Below are 19,237 nucleotides of genomic sequence, written 5' to 3' on the forward strand. Positions count from 1 at the left end.
TTCCTCAATCTTCGGTGAAAGGTTGAGCCGGAACGGTCCAGTCCTCGATCTCCGCGGCGAGCGCGGACAGTTCGGTACGGAGATCAGCCAGGTCGAACATCCGCACGCAGCCGGACAGCACCAGACGGAAGCCCCCGGAGGGCCGCGGATGCACATGGAGCACGAGGTCGAGATCCGACCAGTGCTCGGGAACGGACTCGCCGGGCGGGGTGTCGTCGACCACCGGGGCGTCCCCGGGGCCCTCGTGGACGATCAGGCCGGCGGAGCAGACCGGGGGCCGCACCGCGGCATCGACGGGATCCGCGAGTTCGGCGATCCGGAGCAGCGGCAGGTCGGCGTGGTCCAGCGCGGTCAGGAGCGCGCGGTGCGCCCCGGCCGGGTCGCCGACCGGTACGACCACGGGGAGCAGGTCCACGGCGCGCCCGACCAGGCGGGCTTCGCTGAGCACCGACCGGTGGGAGACCGGCAGGCCGATCACGGCGGTGCGCCGCTCGGCCGCGGCGCGGGCCACGGGCCGGGCCAGGGCGGCCAGGTACACGGCGGTGGGGGTCGTCCCCGCCTCCCGGCAGAATTCCGCCAGCCTCGTCCGGGAGGCCGCCGGGACCTCCAGCTGGGCGCCGTGGTTGCGGAACTCGCGCCCTGCGGGGCGGCGGCGGGCGAACGGATCGGCCGTCGCACCGGCCAGGACATCCGCCCAGTAGTGTTCCAGTTCGGCGTTCCGGGCCCGTCGGCGCTCCCGCCGGGATCCGACGTAGCCGCTGTACCGGGGGGCGGGTTCCGGCAGGGGCTCGCCGGCCAGCAGGCCGAGGAACTCCTCGCCGAGGATGCCGACGGAGGCACCGTCCCCCCGGTTGCGGGCCAGGCGCAGCAGCAGGTGGCGGACCGTGCCGTCCGCGCCCGTCAGCAGGGTTGCCTGCAGGGCCGGGACGCCGTTCGGCACGCTCCGGTCGGACACCCCGGGCTGCCAGTGCACGAGCTCCGGCGGGTCCGGGAGGGGCTCCGTGACACAGGGCTGCCAGTCCTCCTCCACCGGCGCCCCGGGGAGCGGGGCCAACGCCTCGTGCCGGTCCACCAGCAGCCGTACGGCCTTCTCGGCCTCCTCCGGGCCGACCGGACGGGGCAGCGCCAGCAGGGAGGAGACCGGCGGGGTGAGGCGGCCGAGCACCCGCTCCTGCCGGAGCACGTGGAGCTGCTCGGTGCCGAGCCCGTCCTCGGGCCGGGGGCCCGGGTCCCCGGGGGCGGCGGCCGGTGCGGGCGGGTGCAGCAGCCGGGTCACGGCCGCGGCGAGGTCCGAGGCCCTGGGGTTGCCGAGCACGGTGCGCACCGGGACCTCGACCCGGAGCCGCCGGGTCAGTTCGGCCGCGATGCGGGCCCCTCCCAGGGACGCTCCGCCCAGTTCGTACAGGTGGTCCTCGGGCGCGGCGGCGGGCAGGTCCAGCGCGGCGGCGAAGGCCTCCAGCACGGCGGTGACCACCGGGTCCGCCGGCGCCGGGCCGGGCCGCGGACCCGCCCGCCGTTCCAGCGCGAGTTCCGCCAGGGCCCGGCGGTCCGCCTTGCCGTTCGGCGTGAGCGGCAGGGCCGGCAGGACCCGTACCTCGGCGGGGACCATGTGCGCCGGCAGGTGCTCCGCGAGGTGGTTCCGGACCGCTTCCGGCTCGGGCCCGGGACCGGCCCCGCTCGTGACGAAGCCGACCAGCCGGTTGACGCGTACGCCGACCACGACGGCGGCGGCCTCCCGCACCCGGTCGGCGGAGCGCAGCCACCGGTCGACCTCTTCGAGCTCCACCCGGTGACCGCGCACCTTCACCTGGTGGTCCACCCGGCCGAGGAAGGTCAGGCTGCCACCGGTGTTCCAGCGCACCCGGTCACCGGTCCGGTACATCCGCGCCCCGGGCGGGCCGTCCGGCTCGGGCAGGAACCGGTCCGCGGTCTCCGCCGGGCGTCCGGCGTACCCGCGGGCGACTCCGGCGCCGCCGACGTACAGCTCGCCCGGCGACCCGGTGGGCACCGGGCGCAGGGCGTCGTCGAGAACGTGCAGCCGGACGCCGGAGAGGGGACGGCCCAGCGGAACGGTGCCGCGCCCGGCACCCGCGGCGCGGCAGGCGTGGGAGGCCGCGTCGATGCAGGCCTCCGACGGGCCGTACTGGTTGTGCAGTTCGCCCTGCCCGAGCCGCAGGTAGCGCTCCGCCTGCGCCGTGGGCAGCGCCTCCCCGCCGCAGAAGACCACGCGCGCCGGAAGCCGGCGGAGGTCGTCGTCGGTCAGGGCGGCCAGCAGCGAGGGCACCAGGTCCACCACGGTCGCGGAGTGGGCCAGGGCCGCGTCCACGAGGTCGCCCGGACGGGCCCCCGGGTCGATGTCCGGGAAGACCACGGCGGCTCCCGCCGCGAGCGGGCCGAAGCACTGCCAGAAGGAGGGGTCGAAGGCGAGCGGAATGGTCTGGAGCACCCGGTCGGGCGCCCCGAGTCCGAAGGTGTCCCGCCGCCAGGCGAGCTCGTTCGCCAGGGCCCCGTGGGACACCTGCACGCACTTCGGCGCGCCCGTCGTACCGGAGGTGAACACCGCGTACGCGAGATCCCCCCCGCGGACCGCCGGGGCAGGGGGCACCGGCGCGGCGGCGGCCCCGGTGACCTCCCGCAGCGGTAGCGCCGTCAGGCCGGGCAGGTCCGGCACGCTGCCCGCGCCCTCGTACACCAGGAACCGGACGTCCGCGCCGAGCAGCGCCTCCAGCAGCCGCGCCGGAGGGTCCTCGGCGCGCACCGGCAGGGTCCAGCCGCCGAGCCGCCACACAGCCAGGGTCAGGGCCAGGTAGTCGGCGCCCGGCCGCGTCCGGAGGGCCACGGAGGTCCCGGGGCGCACCCCCGACGCGTACAGGGCGGCGGCGTGCCGCTCCGCGCGGTCCGCCAGCTCCCGGTAGCCGGTCTCCCGCCCCGCCGCGTCCACGACGGCGACGGCGCCCGGACTCCTTCCGGCCCACCGGGCGAAGGCTGCGTACGGCAGCGGGGCGGCGGGGGCCGGGGCGGTGGCCCGGACGACCGAGGCCGCGAACGCGCGGTCCGCGTCCTCCCTCAGATCGACGGCGGCCAGCGGGCCGTCGGGGGCGGCGAGCACGGCCCGCAGGCACCGCCGGTAGGCCCGGGCGAGGCGGGCGAGGCCCTCGCCGGTGTACCGTTCCGACGATCCGGTGAGCCGGCCCGTCATCCGGCCGCCCCGTACTTCGAGCTGGACCGTCAGGTCGCCCTGGCTGCCCTGGACCCGGACCGGCACCTGTGCCACAGCGAGCGGCCCGCACGCACCCGGGGGGTCGATCTCGCCGGTGAAGACGAACGTGACGGCGGGCATGTCCGCGCCCGACCCGGGGGCCAGGGCGGGGACGGGGTGGGCGGACCCCTCCAGCAGGGCCTCCGTGGTCCGCTCCGCCAACTCGCCGAAGGTCTGCCCCGGGCCGACGTGCAGCACCAGCGGCATCGTCGAGACGAAGGCTCCGAACGCGCGGTCGAAACGCTCGATCGTCCGGTTGGCGGTGGGCACGCCCACCGGAACGGCGCGGACCCCGGTGAGCAGGTGCCAGCTCGCGGCGAACGCGGCGAGCCACACGGCGTGCGGAGTGCTCCCCGTGCGCCGGGCCAGGGCATGGACGGCCCGCGGGAGCCCCTCCGGCAGGTCCAGCTCCGCGCAGGGCGCGGCTTCCCCGGCCGCCGGGGCGGTGTACCGGGCGAAGGGCAGCTCGGGCCGGTCGGTCAGGTGGGCGTGCCGACGTTCCCAGTAGGCGGCGTACCGGGCGAGTTCGGCCGCGCCTTCGGCGCTCTGCTCCCAGTGGACGTAGTCCAGGTGCCGCACCTGGGCCGCCGGCCCGGGGAGCGCCGGTGCGCCCTCGGCCCGGTAGGCGTCCAGGAGTTCACCGATCAGGATGTTGAGCGACCACCCGTCGCACACCACGTGGTGCAGCGTGAGGACGAGGACGTGTTCCCCGGGTGCGACGACGAGGAGCAGGGCCCGGACGTAAGGCGGGTGTTCGAAGGGGAAGGGCCGCCCGGCCTCCCGGGCGAGGGCCTCGTCGAGCCCGGCGGCTCCACCGGCCAACGGCCGGATCTCCAGCGGGATGCGGGCGGGACCGTCGAAGCGCTGCCGCGGCGCTCCGCCCTCCTGGACGATCCGGGCGCGCAGCGCCAGGTGCCGTTCGGCGAGCAGCCGCAGACAGGCCCGCAGCCGTTCGGTGTCCAGCGGTCCGGTGAACCTCAGGGCGAGGGGCACGGTGTACGCCGGCGAACCGGCCGGTGCGGACTGTTCCGCCAGCCACATGCGGTACTGGGTCAGCGACAGCGCATGGCTGCCGGAGGGGGCGGCCCGCGGCGGTTCCGGGGCCGCGGGCGGTTCCGGGGCCCGGCCGGCCCGCCGCCCGGCGAGGCGGGCCGCGAGCGCGGCGCGTTGGGCCGGGGTGAGCCGGTCCAGAGGGGAGGCGGTCATCGGTTCTCCTGGGACTCGCCGAGGATCTGCTCGACCAGCAGGCGTTCGGCCAGGGCGATGTGGGAGTCGAGGGTCCGTGCCGTCAGCAGATCGCGTACGGACACCTCGATGTCGAAGGCGCGGCCCATGGCTCGGGCGAGCCGGGCCGTGGAGAGGGAGTCCCCTCCGAGGTCGAAGAAGTCGGCATCGCCGGACAGCGGCACCTCGCCGAGCTGTCCGTACCAGAGTTCCCGGACCACATCGGCGGGCTCGGCCGGCTCCTCCGGTGCCCGGTCGCCGGGTTCGGGTGTGACATACGGGGCCACTGCCTGCGGGGCCGCGGCCTGCGGGGCCGCGGGGTGCGTGCCGGCCGGGCGCGGCCACCGCGGGCCGCGGAACGGGTAGCCGGGCAGCCGGACATGGCGGCCGCGCGGCAGGACCCGGGCGAGGTCCACGGGCAGGCCCGCACCCCAGAGCTCCCCGAGGGCGGCGAGCACCGGGCCTCCGCCGGGATCGGCGGAGCCGGCCGGGCAGAGCGGCACGGAGGGAATGCCGGCCGCTTCGGCGAACGCGCTGAGCACCCGGCCGGGTCCCACTTCCACCGCCCGGGCGCCGGGGAATCCGGCCCGTACGGCCGCCAGGGCCTGGGCGAAACGCACGGGGCCACGGGCGGAGTCCGCGAAATACCCCGCGTCCACCGAGGAACCCGCGGGCACCGGCGCCCCGTCCGCGCCCCGGACCCACACGAGGTCCGCCGGGCCGGTCGCCACCTGTGCGAGCGCGGTGCGCAGACCGGTGACGGCCGGTTCCACGAGTGCGCTGTGGAACGCCCGGTCGGTGCGCAGCACGCGGGCCGGCACCTGGCCGGCGATCCGCTCGTGGAAGGCGTGCACGGCCTCGGCCCGGCCCGCGAGGACGGTGTCGTTCCAGGTGTTGACCGCCGCCACGCTCAACTCGGCGGAGTGCGCGGAGACCAGCCGCGCGGCTTCCGCCTCCGAGCACGCCAGCGAGATCATGGCTCCCGCTCCGCACTCCTGCATCAGGGCGCCCCGGCGCTCCACGATCCGGGCCGCCGCGTCGAGAGCCAGCGTGCCCGCCAGACAGGCGGCGCCGAGCTCGCCGAGGCTGTGGCCCAGGAGGACGGACGGGGCGAGTCCGGTCTGCCGGAGCGCGGCCGCGGCGGCGTACTCGACGGCGAACAGCGCCGGCTGGGCCAGCCGGGTCTCCGCCAGCCGCTCACGGGGGAACCCCGGATCGCGCAGCGCCCGTTCCACCTCCTTCGCCGTGTCCTCGGAGAACCTGTCCAGACAGGTCTCCAGGGCCTGGCCGAATCCGGGCAGCGCCGCCTCGAAGGGCAGGGCCATCCCGGGGACCTGGGTGCCCTGGCCGGGGAGGAGGAAGACCAGCGGGGTGGCCTTCGGGGCCGCTGTGGTGTGCGGTGCGGCGGGGTCCCGCAGCCGGGCGGCGATCTCGGCCCGGGTCGCGCCCACCGCCGTGAAGCGGTGCGCGAGGGCCGCCCGGCCGGCCAGCGTGCCGCTGATGTCGGCGAGCGCGGCCGGCTCCGCGCCCGGGGTGCCGTGGGAGACGGCCGTCAGATGGTCCGCGAGCCGTGCCCGCATCCGTACGAGAGCGTCCTCGTCGGCGGCCGACAGCGCCACCAGATGCCGGCCCGGCCGGTTGCCGTCGGGTGCCCGGTCCGCCCGTTCGGCCGCTGCGGGCCGCGGCGCCTGCTCGACGACGACATGGGCGTTGGTGCCGCCGACGCCGAAGGAGCTCACGGCGGCCCGCCTGGGCTCCGGCCTCCGCCACGGCTCGGCGGACGGCGGCAGCCGAAGCGGGGAACTCTCCTGCTCCAGCAGGGGGTTGGGCTCGACGAGGCCCGGAACGGCGGGCACCCGGCCGTGCTGGAGCACGAGCAGCGCCTTGACCAGGCCCGCCAGGCCCGCGGCGGTGTCGAGGTGGCCGGTCGCGCCCTTGAGCGCGCCGACCGCGATCGACCCCGGGGCGGCGCCGAGGGAGCGGTAGGCGGCCGAGGCGGCCGACCATTCGATGGGGTCGCCGATCAGGGTCCCGGTGCCGTGGGCCTCCAGGTAGCCGATGGACGACGCGTCGACGCCGGCCGAGGCCACGGCCGAGCGGATCACCTGCTCCTGGCCCCGGGCCGAGGGGGCGAGGAACCCCGCCTTGGCGTTCCCGTCGTTGTTCACCGCGGAGCCGAGGATCACTCCGTGCATGGGGAGGTGTCCGTCCGCCGCTTCCTCGTAGCGCCGCAGCACGACCGCGACGGCCCCCGAACCGCTCAGCGTGCCGTCGGCGGCCGAGTCGAAGGGGCGGCACCGGCCCGCGGCGGACATCACGCCCCCCGGCAGGTGCAGATGGCCGGTCTGCGGCCCGTTCGCGGACGCGGCCAGGACCAGGGCCTGGTCGCACTCGCCGTTGTTGAGCGCCTGGGCGGCGAGGTGGACCGCCACCAGGGAGGAGGAGCACGCGGTCAGCACGCTCAGCGCGGGTCCGGTGAGGCCCAGCCGGTAGGAGACGCGGGTGGCCAGGAAGTCGCGCTCGTTGGCGAGGACGGCCTCCTCCAGCTCCGGGGGCTCCAGGTGCTCCGTCGCGAGCAGGTCGCGCAGGTGGTCGCTGCGGCCGGCCGAGGCGTACACGCCGGTGCGCAGCGGGTCGCCCTTGCCGAAGGGGTGGCCGGCGTCCTCCAGGGCCGTCCACGCGCACTCCAGCAGCAGGCGCTGCTGCGGGTCGAGCAGTCGCGCCTCGCGGGGGCTGATTCCGAAGAAGGCGTGGTCGAAGCGGTCGGAGTCGTGCAGCCGCCCGTACACGGGCACGTAGTGGGGGTCGTCGGCCCGGTGCGCGGGGACACCCGCGTCCAGGAGTTCCTCCCGCCGGAACCGGCGGGTGAGGACGCGGTCGGCGGTGAGGGCCTCCCAGAGCTCCGCGATGTCCGCGGCTCCCGGGAACCGGCCCGACATGCCGGTGACGGCGATGTCCAGCGAGCGGTCACGGCTCATCGGCCTGCCTCCTCGGTACGGCGCTCACGGAGCCGGCGGGCGGCCGCGGCCCTGTGCGCGCGGCGGTCGGCGGCGTCCAGGGTCGGTGCGGACCCGGCCACCGCCGCGGGTTCGGCCCGGGCTTCTGCCCCGGCCCCGGCCGTACGGTCTGCCAGCCGGGCGGCGGTGTCCGCGACGGTGCCGTGGCGGAACAGGTCGAGGAGGGGGATCCGGACGCCGGTCCGCCGGTGGAGTGCCTCCTGGAGGGCGGGGACCAGCAGCGAATGGCCGCCGAGGTCGAAGAAGTTCACGTCCTCCGGCACGTCGGTGACGTCGAGCACCTCGCTCCAGGCGGCGGCGACCTCCGCGTGCCGGGACCGCCCGGGACGGCTCCCGGCGGCCGCCGGAGCGGCCCGGTCCGGAGCGGCCCGGTCCGGAGCGGACACCGGTGCGGCCGCCCGCTCTTCCAGGGCGCGGCGGTCGATCTTCCCGTTGGCGGTGCGGGGCAGCCGGTCCACGAGGTGGACGACACCCGGGACCATGAAGGTCGGCAGGGTCGCGGCGACCGTCCGGCGGACCTGGCCGGGCGACGCCGGACGGCCGGTCAGGAAGGCCACCAGCGTGGCCGCGTCACGCGCCACGACGGCCGCGTCCTCGACCCCGTCGACCGCGCGGAGCGCCTCCTCGACCTCCCCGGGCTGGATCCGGTGGCCGCGCACCTTGATCTGGTCGTCCGTCCGGCCGAGGAAGACCAGCGTGCCGTCCTCGCCCCGCCGGACGCGGTCGCCGGTGCGGTACATCCTCGCCCCCGGCTCCCCTGCGAAGGGGTCGGGCAGGAAGACCGCGGCCGTGGCCGCGGGCCGGCCGAGATAGCCCCGGCCCACGCCCGGCCCCCCGACGTGGAGTTCGCCCTGGGCGCCCGGCGGGGCCGGTCGCAGCGCGTGGTCGAGGACGTAGAGGCGGTAGCCGGGGACGGGACCGCCGATGCCGATCGGCCCCGGCTCGTGGTAGCGGCGGAAACTGGACCACACCGAGGCCTCGGTGGGCCCGTACTCGTTGACCAGCGGCACCTGGGGGAGCAGGCCGAAATGCCGGTGCGGGAGCTGCTCCGGCAGCGGCTCGCCCGCCACGACCACCTCGCGGAGGGTGCGGAGCGCCCCGGCGCCGACGCGTTCGGCCGTACGCAGCAGCACGCTGTGCAGGGAGGGGACGCACAGCAGGTGGGTCACCCGGTGCCGCTCGACGAGTCCGATCAGCCGCTCGGGGTCGCGTACCTCGTCCTCGTCGGCCACGACCAGCCGGCCCCCGGCGGTGAGGGTTCCCCACAGGCCCGCCGCCGACGAGTCGAAGGCGAGCGGCGACACCAGCAGGAACACGGGGCGGCCCGGATAGACCTCGCGGCGGGCTGCGGTCGAGGCGGCGAGGGAACCGTGTTCGATCACCACGCCCTTGGGTTCGCCGGTCGAACCGGAGGTGTAGATGACATAGGCCTGGTCCTGTTCGCGCAGGGCCGCGGGGGCGTGCCGGCCACCGTGGCCGGCCCGTTCCGGGTCGACCACCGCGGCCCCCAGTCGGCGGGCCCGGGCCGCGCAGTCACCGGTGGCGAGGACGGCGGTGGCCCCGCTGTCCCGCAGCGCCTTCGCGAGCCGCGCGTCCGGGTGTCCGGGGTCGAGCGGTACGTAGGCGGCTCCGGCGAAGACCGCGCCGAGCACGGCCACCGCCATGGACGTGGAACGCCGGGCCAGCACCGCCACCCGGTCGCCGCGTCGCACTCCCTCCTCGGCGAGGCGCGCCGCCGCGGCGAGGGCGGCGGACCGCAGCGCGCCGTAGGTGAGCGCGTCCTCGCCGGACACGACGGCGATCCGCTCCGGTTCCCGGAGCGCGACCTCGGCCACCAGGTCACCGACGAGCCTGCTCCGTCCGGACGGCCGTGTTCCGTGCCCCTCCCGCGGGCCCCGGGGACCGGTGACAGCCGCGAGGGGCGGTGCGGCGGGCAGGGCCGAGTCCGAGGCGAGCCGCAGCAGTGCCTCGTACACCTGGTCGGCGACCTGGGCCGCCTGTCCCCGCTGCCAGCGGTCGGTCCGGTAGTTGATGCCGAGGTGGGCGCCGTCGGCGGTCCGGCGCAGCATGACCTCCAGGTCGTACTTGGCCACCGCTGCGGGGATGTCCACCGGCGTCCAGCCGCGGCCGGGGGTGGCGGTGCCGCCGGCCGGGGGCAGCGGCTCGTAGTCGACGAGGACCTGGAAGAGGGGGGCGCCGCCGGGTTCGGAGCGCAGCTTCAGGTGCCGGACCAGTTCGTTGAACGGCAGCCGGCGGTGTTCGTGGGCCCGCAGCAGCGCCTCGTGGGTGGCGGCGATCAACGCGTCGCCGGTGAGGGAGGGGCCGAAGCGCAGCCGTACCGGCACCGGGTTGACGAACAGCCCCACGACGTCGTCGAAGCCGGGCGGCCGGACGTCCATGGTGGTCCCGACGAGCACGTCCCCCGCGGCCCCGTAACGGTCGGCGGTCAGCGCGAAGGCGGCCATGGCCAGCACCAGCGGAGTGGTCCGCCGGGCGCGGGCCGTCTCCTGGAGGAGCTTCCAGGCGGCCCCGTCCAGGGCGCGGCCCGCACTGGCGCCCCGCCGGTCGCGCAGCGTCGGTTCCGGGGTGCCGAAGTCGATCGGCGGTGCCGTCGACACCTGCGCGAGTTCGGCGGCCCAGAACTCCCGCGACCGGTCCGCCTCGGCGGCGGCCGGCTCGCGGACCTCGGTGTACCGGTGACCGGGCACGGGGAGCGCGCGTCCGGCGAGGTGGGAGGCGAGCCGCTCGTTGATCAGCTGGATGGAGTGCCGGTCGAGGACGAGGTGGTGCGCGGTGAACAGCAGTACGTGTTCGCCCTCGGGCAGGCTCAGTGCCTCCAGCCGGATCAGCGGTTCCCCGAAGGGGTCGAAGGCGCGGTGGGCCGCCTCGCCGAGCACGCCGGCCAGCTCCTCCGGCCCGAGGGCCCGCCGGTGTACGGGGAACCGCGCCGCGGGCCACTCGGCGCGTACCGGGTTCCCACCGGTTTCCGTGACGCGGAGGCGCAGTTCGTCGTGTGCCGTCACGACCTCCAGCCAGGCCCGGTCCAGGGCCTCCGCGGCCGGCTCGGCCGCCGGGCGGAGCGCCCAGAAGACGGTGAACTCGTTGCTCGACGGAGCGGCCCGGTGCAGCAGCAGCAGGCGTCGCTGCGCGTCGGAGAGCCGGGGCGGGCCGGCCTCGCCGGCGGGGGCCGGGGCGGCGGCTTCCGCGCCTGATTCCGGTCCGGCTTCCCGCGCCGCCGTGTTGCGCAGCTGGTGCCGCAGGCCGAACGGGGTGGGGTCGCGGAGGAAGGAGGCGAGGTCGATCTCCGCCGCGCAGAGGCGGTTGAGGGCGGCGACCGCACGCGCCGCGTCCAGGGAACTCCCGCCGCATTCGAAGAAGTTGTCGTCCTCGGACTCCGGAGGGAGGCCGGTCGTCTCCTGCCACAGCCGGGTGACCGGATCGGCCCCGGGCCCGGCCGGCCGCTCCGCGGCGGGCTGCGGCAGGGCCTGTTCGTCCAGTTTGCCGTTGGGGGTCATCGGGAACGCCGCGACCACGGTGATGTGCGTGGGTACGGCCGCCGGCGGCAGGTGCTCGGCCGCGAGGGCACGGATCCGCCGGGGGGCGGGCGGGGTCCGGGGGTCCGCGGGGACGACGTACGCCCGCAGGCCGGAGGCGTGCGTGGCCGCACCGCGCGCGACGTAGGCGTCGCGTACCCCGGAGGCCCGCCTCAGGACCTCCTCCACCTCGTAGGGGTCCACCCGCTGGCCGCGCACCTTCAGCTGGTGGTCCACGCGCTGAAGGTAGTCCAGCCGGCCCTCGGCGGTGAGCCGCACCCGGTCACCGGTGCGGTACATGCGGCCGCCGGGCTCGGAGGTGAAGGGATCGGGCAGGAACCGGTCCGCGGTCAGGCCGGGCTTGCCGATGTAGCCGCGGCTGACCTGCGGCCCGCCGATGTAGAGCTCGCCGGCGACCCCGGGCGGGACCGGACGCAGGGTGGGCCCCAGCACATAGGCCGAGGTCCCCTCGACGGGACGGCCGATGCTCGGGCTGTCCTGCTCCTCGAAGTCGCAGGCGGTGACGACGATGGTCTCGGTCGGCCCGTAGGAGTTGGTGGTCCGCACGCCGAGTTCGCGCAGCAGTCCCCAGGTGGCCTGGTCGACCGCCTCGCCGGCCAGTTCGATCTCGACCCCGCCCCGGCCGAGGGTCTGCTCGAAGCCGAACTGCCGCATCGCGCCGAGCATCGACGGGGTGATGCTGAGGAACTCCACGCCGTGGCGCTCGGTCCAGGACACGAGGGCCTGCGGGTCGCGGTAGACCGCGTCCTCCGCCACCACCAGGCAGCTCCCGCGGAACAGGTACAGCAGTTGGTGGAAGAAGACGTCGAAGGAGACCGCGCAGGTCAGGCCGGCCCGGGAGATCCGCAGACCGGCCGGCTGGGCCTCGAACATGGTGGCGAGCACACCCTGGTCGACCATGACCCCCTTGGGCCGCCCGGTGGTTCCGGAGGTGTGGATGACGTAGGCCAGGGCGCGGGGATGGTGGACCGCGGCACCGGTGGGCAGCTCCTCGCCGGGAGCCGGCGGCCGGGTGTCCGCATCGGGGGCCAGGTCCACCACTTCGGGATGGCCGGGCAGCCGGTGCCGCAGAGCGGGGCTGCGCAGCAGCAGGCGCGTCCGGGTGTCGGCGACCACGTGGGCCAGGCGGGAGTCGGGGTGCAGGGGGTCCAGCAGGACGACGTGGCCGCCGAGTTGCCAGACGGCCAGTACCGAGGCGACCAGGGGGATGCCCCGCTCGGCCAGGACGGCGACGGGGGTTCCGGGGGCTGCCCCGTGGTCGCGCAGGGTGGCGGCCAGCCGGGCCACGGCGTTGCCGAGTTCGCCGAAGCCGGCCGTCGTGGACCGGTGGGCGACGGCCGGACGGTCGGGTGAGGTCCGGACCAGGTCCGCGAACCGTTCCATGAGAGGCCGGGCCGGGCCGTTCCGCGGGGGCGCGAGCAGCAGGGAGACCTCCGGCTCGCCGTCCTTCGCCGTGCCCGTGTCCGCGTCGGCCGGGGCGAGAGTGAGCTCGGGGTCGCGGGCGATCCGCAGGAGGATCCGCCGGTACGTGTCCAGGAGCCGGGCGGCGCCCTCGCCCGTGGTGCTGCCGGAGGTGCGGCGGGTGAGGACGACGGCACCCGCGTCCGGCCGCAGATGCAGATCGAATTCCAGGTCGAACCGGGCGAGCCGGCTGTCGTCGTCGTCCAGGGCGAGGACGTCGACGCCGGGCAGTTCGGGGTCCGGCAGGCGGCCGTGGGCCTGGAAGCAGACGGTGGTTCCGGAGGTCGCGGGGTCGAAGAGCCCGGAAACCTCCCGGATCGGCTCCGCCGAGTGGGCCAGCGCCTCCGACACCGTCCGGCGGACGGCCTCGACCAGTTCGCCGCCCGAGGACCCGGGGGCCCAGCGCTGGCGCAGTGGCACCATCCGGGCCAGGCAGGCGACCAGGTCCATGTTCGCGGGGGTTCTGGCGGCGAACGGGGTGGCGACCATGGCATCGCAGGGGCTGCCGTGGACGGCGAGCGTCGCGTAGAGCGCGGCCAGACCGATCAGGTGCGGGGTGGCCCGCAGCCTGCGCGCCGCGCCGCGGATCAGTGCGGTCTCGTCCGGGCCGAGCGGCAGGCGGAGGGTGTGGGCCCGGCAGGTTCGCGGTCCGGCTCCGGGCGGCAGGGCGTCGGGCCAGCGCGCGTCGGCCAGTTGTTCCGGCCAGTAACCGGTCGAAGGGGCGGCCTCCGCCGCGACCGGCAGCGGTTCCGGGACCGCCGGGCCGGGGGCCGCGGACGGCATGGCGCCGCCTTCCGCCACGTGGGCGTAACGGGCGCTGATTTCGCGGATCAGGGTTTCCAGGGCCACGCCGTCGCACGCCACATGGTGCACGAGCAGGGAGAGCAGGTGGTGCCGGGGGCCGCGGCGCAGCAGGCTCACGCGGACCGGACAGTCGCGGGACAGATCGAACCGGTGGGCGCCGGCCCGCCGCTGCCACCCGGCCGTGCCGGCGTCCTCCGCGTCCCCGGTCTCCTCGTCGAAGCTCCAGGCGGGGACGGCCTCGCCGACGTTCCATGACGGTATGTCACCTTCCGTCAGGCGGCGGGCGAAGACCGGATGGCGGCGTACCACGTCCTCCACGGCACGGCGCAGAGAGCGCACGTCGAGCTCCCCGTGCAGCTCCCACAGCCGGTGGAGGTTGAAGGCCTCGGACTCCTTCTTGCTGATGAGCCAGATGCCGAACTCGGGCAGGGTGAGCGGGATGCGGGCCGCGTCGGCCTCGGGCATGGATCGTCCTTTCATACGGGCCGGGCGCGGTCAGGGCGGTGTCCGGTGGCCTGCGCCTCGCGACGCCATTCGGCAAGGAGTTCCGGATAGTGCGGATCGAGGAAGAAATGGCCGCCTGGGAGCACCCGGACCGAGGTTCCGCTGGTGCCGAGTTCCGTCCAGCCGGCCGCGGCCGGAGCGCCGACGAGCGGGTCCTCCCGCCCCAGCAGCACGGTGAGGGGGACGTCGATCTTCGCGCCGGCGAACCGGTAGCGCCGGATCATCCGCAGATCGGCCTGCAGTGTGGTGGCCGCGATGCGCAGCAACTCCGGGTGGTCGAAGACCTCTTGGTCTGCCCCTCGCAGCTCGCGCAGTACGCCGACGGGGTCCGCGGTGTCCAGGCGGTGGCCGGCGGCGCCGGACGGGGCCTCGCTCCCGGCCACCACGAGCCGCATCGGGCGCGGTTCCCCAGCCGCGACGAGGCGGGCCGTCACCTCGTAGGCGAACAGCCCTCCCATGCTGTGGCCGAGCATGACGTAGGGGGCCCGGGTTTCCCGCAGGCGGACCGGGAGGGCCTCGGCGATGTGGTCGGCGATCCGGTCCGGGTCCCACGGCTCCTGTTCGGCGATACGGGACTCCCGGCCGGGCAGCAGGACGCAGGTGCAGAGGGTCGCCGGGCCGACGGCCCGGCGCAGGGCGGAGAAGGAGCCGGAGGCACCGCCGGCCGGGGGGAAGCACACCACGTGGAGCTCGGGCACCGGGTGGGCCGAAACGGTGGTCCGCAGCCAGGTGCCGGCGGTGGAGGCCGGGGACGCGGCCGGGTAGCCGTGGGGTGACGCGGGCATGCGGTGACCGCCTTCCTGGTGTGAGCGGGTGTTCCGGCACGACGCGCGGACCGCGCGGCCGGTGCGGTCGGACGGGAGGTCAGCGGGCCGGCGCCGCGGCCCGCCCCGCGACGACGGCTGCCGCGGCCGCCCTCCGGATTCCGGCGTGGTCGAGCTTTCCGTTGCCCCCGAGGGGCAGCGCGGCGAGCCAGAGGCAGGCTGTCGGCACCATGTACTCCGGCAGGAGGGTCCTGAGGTGCTCCACGATCACCGGCTCCGGCTGCTCGGTACCGGTCACTACGGCGGCCAGACAGGGTGAGCCGTCGCGGTCCACCACCACGGCCACGGCTTCGAGCACGGCCGGGTGCCGGCGCAGGGCCGCCTCGATCTCGCCCAGTTCGATCCGGTAGCCGCTCAGCTTGATCTGCCGGTCGAGCCGGCCGAGGTGGACCAGGCGGCCGTGCTCCAGCCGTACCCGGTCGCCCGTCCGGTACCAGTGCTCGGCGGCGGGCACTCTCCCCGTGAAGGGGGTGGCGGCCCCTGTGGTGAAGTCCAGGAAGCGGCCGCTGTTGTCCGCGGGGTCCAGATAACCGCCGAAGCGCTGTACGCCGCGGAGGCAGAGCTCGCCGTCCTCGGCCGGGTGTCCGTCCTCGTCGAGGACGAGGTGCTCCAGCGCGGGGTAGACCTCTCCGATGGGCACGGTGCCGTTGCTCGGCTCCGGCCACTCCCGCTCGTCCTCGGGGAGCCGGTACTCGGCGCAGGCGACGGTGACCTCCGTCGGGCCGTACACGTTGTCGATGACGCTGTACGGCGCCGCCTCCCGCCAGGCGCGTGCCTGTTCGAGGGTGAACTGTTCCCCGATGAACTGGCTGTGCCGCAGGCCGGGCATCGAACCCGCCGGCATCGCCCCGATGCGCTGGGCGAGGGAGACCACGGAGGGCACCGAGAACCAGTGGGTGATGCGGTGCCGGTCGACGTAGCGGGCCGGCAGGAGCAGTTCGCGCCCTTCGGGCACCACCAGCGCGGCGCCCGCGCCCCAGGCGCAGAAGAGGTCGAAGACCGACGGGTCGAAGGTGAGCTCGAAGGTGTGGGAGAGCCGGCTGTCCGCTGTCACCCGGTGGCGCGCGACGGCGTGGCGTACATAGGCGAGGGCACTGCGGTGCGTGATCGGGACACCCTTGGGCTGTCCGGTCGAGCCCGAGGTGAAGAGCAGGTAGGCATCCCTGTCCGGGCCCGCCGCGCCCGGCAGGGGCCGCACCGGTTCCACCGGCTCGGGCAGGTCCAGCAGGTCGGCGCAGGGGGTGCCGTGCCCGGCCCACTCCGGCGGCGGTGAGACGGCGAGTGCCAGGGGGACCGAGGCCGAGGCCATGATGGCGGCCGCGCGGAACGCCGGGGTCGCCGGGCCGATGGGGACGACGACGCAGCCGGCCCGCAGGATGCCGAGGTAGGCGGCGTAGGTCTGAAGGTGCCGGACCGCGTACAGGGCCACGCGCTGCCCCGGCCGGACACCGCGCCGGAGAAGTTCGGAGGCGACCGCATCGGCCCGTGCCGCGAGTTCCCGGTACGTCAGCGACATCCGGCCCTGCTCGATGGCCACCCGGTCCGGGTACTGCCCGGCGGACTCGGTGAAGAGCCCCGCGAGGTCGTCTGTCCCGTCGGCTGCTGTCATGTTTCCCTGCCCCCCGACGGCTTTCATTGGCACCGCCGGCTCGGCGCGAAGCGCTGGAGCCAGGGATCGCTCTCCAGGCCGTCGGCGGCGAACAGCCCGGCAATGCCCCGCACGACCTGCGCGACCGTCGCGTCCATCTCCTCCGCCGTCCCGGAGCGCACGGTGACGTTGGCCGCGCGGAATCCCGTGTCGCCGCGGGCCGCGCCGAATTCGGCCACCTCGTCCACGCCGACGACTCCCGGCAGCGCGCGCAGGTCGGCGCGGGTCACGCGAGAGGCGACGGTGCCCCCCTGGTGCGGGAACGGGACGAACAGCCCCATCATGAACCCGTCCCGGCCGAGCTCCGTGTGCTGTTCCACCAGCCGGTCGGCGGGCCCCTCCCCGAGGGCCAGGGCCAGGGCGGCACGCACCAGGTCCGGACCGCCCAAGGGGCGGAGCAGGCGGGTCAGATGCCCTCCCACCCGGCCGTTGACCTCGATCACCTCGACGTCCGCGGGCGTGACCCGGAGTTCGGTGTGGGTGACGCGGTACCGGGTGCCGAGGGCGTCGAGCGCCTCACCGGTCCGCTTGAGGACCAGGCCGCGGACCTCCGCGGGCAGTCTGCTGGGCACGATGTCGCCGGTGACCCGCACGGTGTCCGACCCCTCGGCCCCGGCCCGGCTCCGGATGTTCACCGGTGCCTTGTCGAAGACCGCGCAGTGCAGCCTGCGGGTCGACGTGCTGATGGTCTCGACGGAGACGAAGTCGGCCAGCCAGGGGACACCGGAGGGATGCACGGACGGTGGGATCAGGCCCTCCAGCAGCAGTCCCTCCCAGGAGGTCCGGTGCGCGAGCACGTGGTGCACATCGCCCGGGTCGCGGACGAAGGTCACGCCCTGTCCGCCGACCGCCCGCCGGGGTTTGAGCACGGCGGGCAGGCGGACCTCCCGCAGCGCCCGGCGGAATCCGTCCCTGGAGTCGACCGGCGCGAACCGCAGCGAGGAGAGCCCGGCCCGCTCGAAGGCGTGCCGTTGGCCGAGTTTGTCCCAGGGCCGGTCGGTGGCCGGCGCACCCGGCAGGTCCAGCGCGGTGAGCAGGTGGTCCGTGAAATCGAGCTCGTCGTCGTGGAAGGTGGTCAGTCCGCCCAGCCCGAGGCCCGTGACCGGCGCGACCGGACCACCCTCGGGGAGGATGTGCACCGGGAACATCACCCCGGCCAGGCGCACGAGTTCCGGGTGCTCCTCGGCGACCGGGCGGCGAAACAGCAGGACCGGGCGGCAGACGCCCTGGGCCGCCCGGTAGATCTCCCGGAGACCCGCGGCTCCGTACGGCCGGTGCACCACCCCCACCAGCGGCAGAGAGGCGTCGCCCGCCGGCGCGGTCACCGCGCCGCCCCGGACTCCGGACGGGCGGCCGGGGCCGATGTGCCGCAGGCGGTGACCACGGCCTGCAGGGTCCCTTCGATGAACAGGGCCTCAAGCGGGAATTCAATGCCCAGCCGATTTTCCAGACGTTTGACCAGCCGGGCCGCCTGCATGGAATTCCCCCCGAGCTCGAAGAAATCGTCTTCCGGTTCGGACCGGTGAATGTCGAGCACTGTGCACCATTCCTGGCGGACGGCTCTTTCGAGATCATCGCGATCGGAGCTCATGTCATCCCTTCAATGCACTCCGGAATCGGATCTGTCCGAATGGGCCGCTTCGAACACGGAATGTGCGAACGGCCCCCAGGCAGGGCCGGGAAGCAATTGCGACCCCTCGACGGAATGGACGCGCACCGGCCCTGTCGTGACGGCGGACCATGCCTCGGCCGCTGCCCGGTCGAGTACCGGATCCGCGGTGGCGAAGAACGCGTCGACCCGCAGGGGCAGGGGCTCGCGCCGCGGAAGGCGGGCAGCGGTGTCCGCCAGCCGCAGATCGGCCGCGATGGCCGGTTCGAGCATGGGGAAGACGACCGGATCGTCCAGTACGTCGTCCGGCATGACACCGGTCCGCCGCATCTCGGCGCGCACATCGGTGACGGCCGGGCCCTGGTCGCCGTAGCCGGGCGGCTCGCCGGCCACCAGCAGCCCGACGGGGCCTTCCCGGCCGTCCCGCCGGAGCCGGTGGGCCACTTCGAGAGCGAGCAGCGCCCCGAAGCAATGGCCGAAGAAGACATGGGGCCGACCGGTGTCCAGCTCGGCGGCGATGTCCTCGACCAGTGGGTCCAGCTCTTCCGGCGGAGGTTCCCGCATCCGGTCCTCACGGCCCGCGAGCCGCACCGCTTCGAGCGCCAGGCCGCCCGGCGCCGTTCGGGACCAGGCGCGGAACGGAACCGCGCCGGCGCCGGCCCATGGGAAACAGACCAAAGTGAGAAGAGGATCTCCTGCCGCCTTGAGGCGTACCACGTTACGTCCCACGAGCAGACTTTCCTCTCAACCTTGAGTCGGCGTTTACGGGTTCTCCGGGACGACGACGAACGGTTCTGAACTTGAATCCAAGCGGCGGTCTGCGGCGCAAGCCGTGTCAGATTTTCACAGCACCCGGATATTGCGCAACCCCTTGACGGACCGGCTCGCAGCTTCGTCAAATCCGCCAACCCCGGTCCCTCGGGCCCTCTTTGTGGTGGACGTTCGGATTCCGCTCGGGGCCGATCACCGCCCCTGGTCGAATACACACCGTCAAATCGGCCATCAACAAGCAAGATTCAGTCATTCGAACGCGCTCGGCGGCCGGATTCGGCCCCTCACGCCCAGCCGGTGCGACAGTGGCACGGCATCGCGCGAGGCTTTCGGACCAGGAGCGCAGACCGTGAACGAGCAACACCTCCTCCGTATCGTCGCCGACGTGTTGAAGGCGCCGCACGTCACGATGGCGGACAGCTTCCACGACCTCGGCGGCACCTCGCTGCAGGCCATGCGGATCTGCGCCCGGATCGGGACGGAACTGGGTGTCCGGATCGCCCCGGAGCGCCTGTTCGAGAGCGACACCCTGGCCGAGGCCCTGTCCGCGGGCGGGGCCTGA

9 protein-coding genes are annotated in these 19,237 nt (G+C 75.1%); 1 reads left to right on the forward strand and 8 read right to left on the reverse strand.

All coding sequences use genetic code 11. The annotated features are described in order from the left end of the window. Positions 1-4 precede the first annotated feature (4 nt). The 8 genes from ABD374_RS15285 to ABD374_RS15320 form a co-directional block, all read right to left on the reverse strand. Positions 5-4,465 (reverse strand): non-ribosomal peptide synthetase, encoded by a 4,461-nt coding sequence (locus tag ABD374_RS15285; protein WP_344495435.1) that lies wholly within the window; start codon positions 4,463-4,465, stop codon positions 5-7. Continuing rightward, complete coding sequence (locus tag ABD374_RS15290) at positions 4,462-7,461, reverse strand: type I polyketide synthase (protein WP_344495437.1); 3,000 nt, start codon at positions 7,459-7,461, stop codon at positions 4,462-4,464. The genes ABD374_RS15285 and ABD374_RS15290 overlap by 4 nt, the downstream gene beginning before the upstream one ends. Continuing rightward, on the reverse strand, positions 7,458-13,784 hold the full coding sequence (locus ABD374_RS15295) for an amino acid adenylation domain-containing protein (RefSeq protein WP_344495439.1): 6,327 nt from the start codon (positions 13,782-13,784) through the stop codon (positions 7,458-7,460). The genes ABD374_RS15290 and ABD374_RS15295 overlap by 4 nt, the downstream gene beginning before the upstream one ends. An 11-nt stretch (positions 13,785-13,795) precedes the next feature. Then, complete coding sequence (locus ABD374_RS15300) at positions 13,796-14,608, reverse strand: thioesterase II family protein (protein ID WP_344495441.1); 813 nt, start codon at positions 14,606-14,608, stop codon at positions 13,796-13,798. A 79-nt stretch (positions 14,609-14,687) separates the two neighbouring features. Next, positions 14,688-16,256, reverse strand: a complete 1,569-nt coding sequence (locus tag ABD374_RS15305; RefSeq protein WP_344495443.1) for an amino acid adenylation domain-containing protein — start codon at positions 16,254-16,256, stop codon at positions 14,688-14,690. A gap of 23 nt (positions 16,257-16,279) precedes the next feature. Further along, positions 16,280-17,620: an ATP-grasp domain-containing protein gene (locus ABD374_RS15310; RefSeq protein ID WP_344495445.1), complete on the reverse strand. Its 1,341-nt coding sequence runs from the start codon at positions 17,618-17,620 to the stop codon at positions 16,280-16,282. Next, positions 17,617-17,886: a phosphopantetheine-binding protein gene (locus tag ABD374_RS15315; RefSeq protein WP_344495446.1), complete on the reverse strand. Its 270-nt coding sequence runs from the start codon at positions 17,884-17,886 to the stop codon at positions 17,617-17,619. The genes ABD374_RS15310 and ABD374_RS15315 overlap by 4 nt, the downstream gene beginning before the upstream one ends. Positions 17,887-17,895: 9 nt before the next feature. After that, complete coding sequence (locus ABD374_RS15320; RefSeq protein ID WP_344495448.1) at positions 17,896-18,633, reverse strand: thioesterase II family protein; 738 nt, start codon at positions 18,631-18,633, stop codon at positions 17,896-17,898. Between the two features lie 391 nt (positions 18,634-19,024). Here ABD374_RS15320 and ABD374_RS15325 point away from each other — a divergent pair, with 391 nt between their 5' ends. Continuing rightward, a complete protein-coding gene (locus ABD374_RS15325) occupies positions 19,025-19,237 on the forward strand; it encodes an acyl carrier protein (RefSeq protein WP_344495450.1) in 213 nt (70 codons plus the stop codon).

The sequence above is a fragment of the Streptomyces enissocaesilis genome (genome assembly GCF_039533765.1).
In the GTDB taxonomy this organism is placed as follows: Bacteria; Actinomycetota; Actinomycetes; order Streptomycetales; family Streptomycetaceae; genus Streptomyces; species Streptomyces enissocaesilis.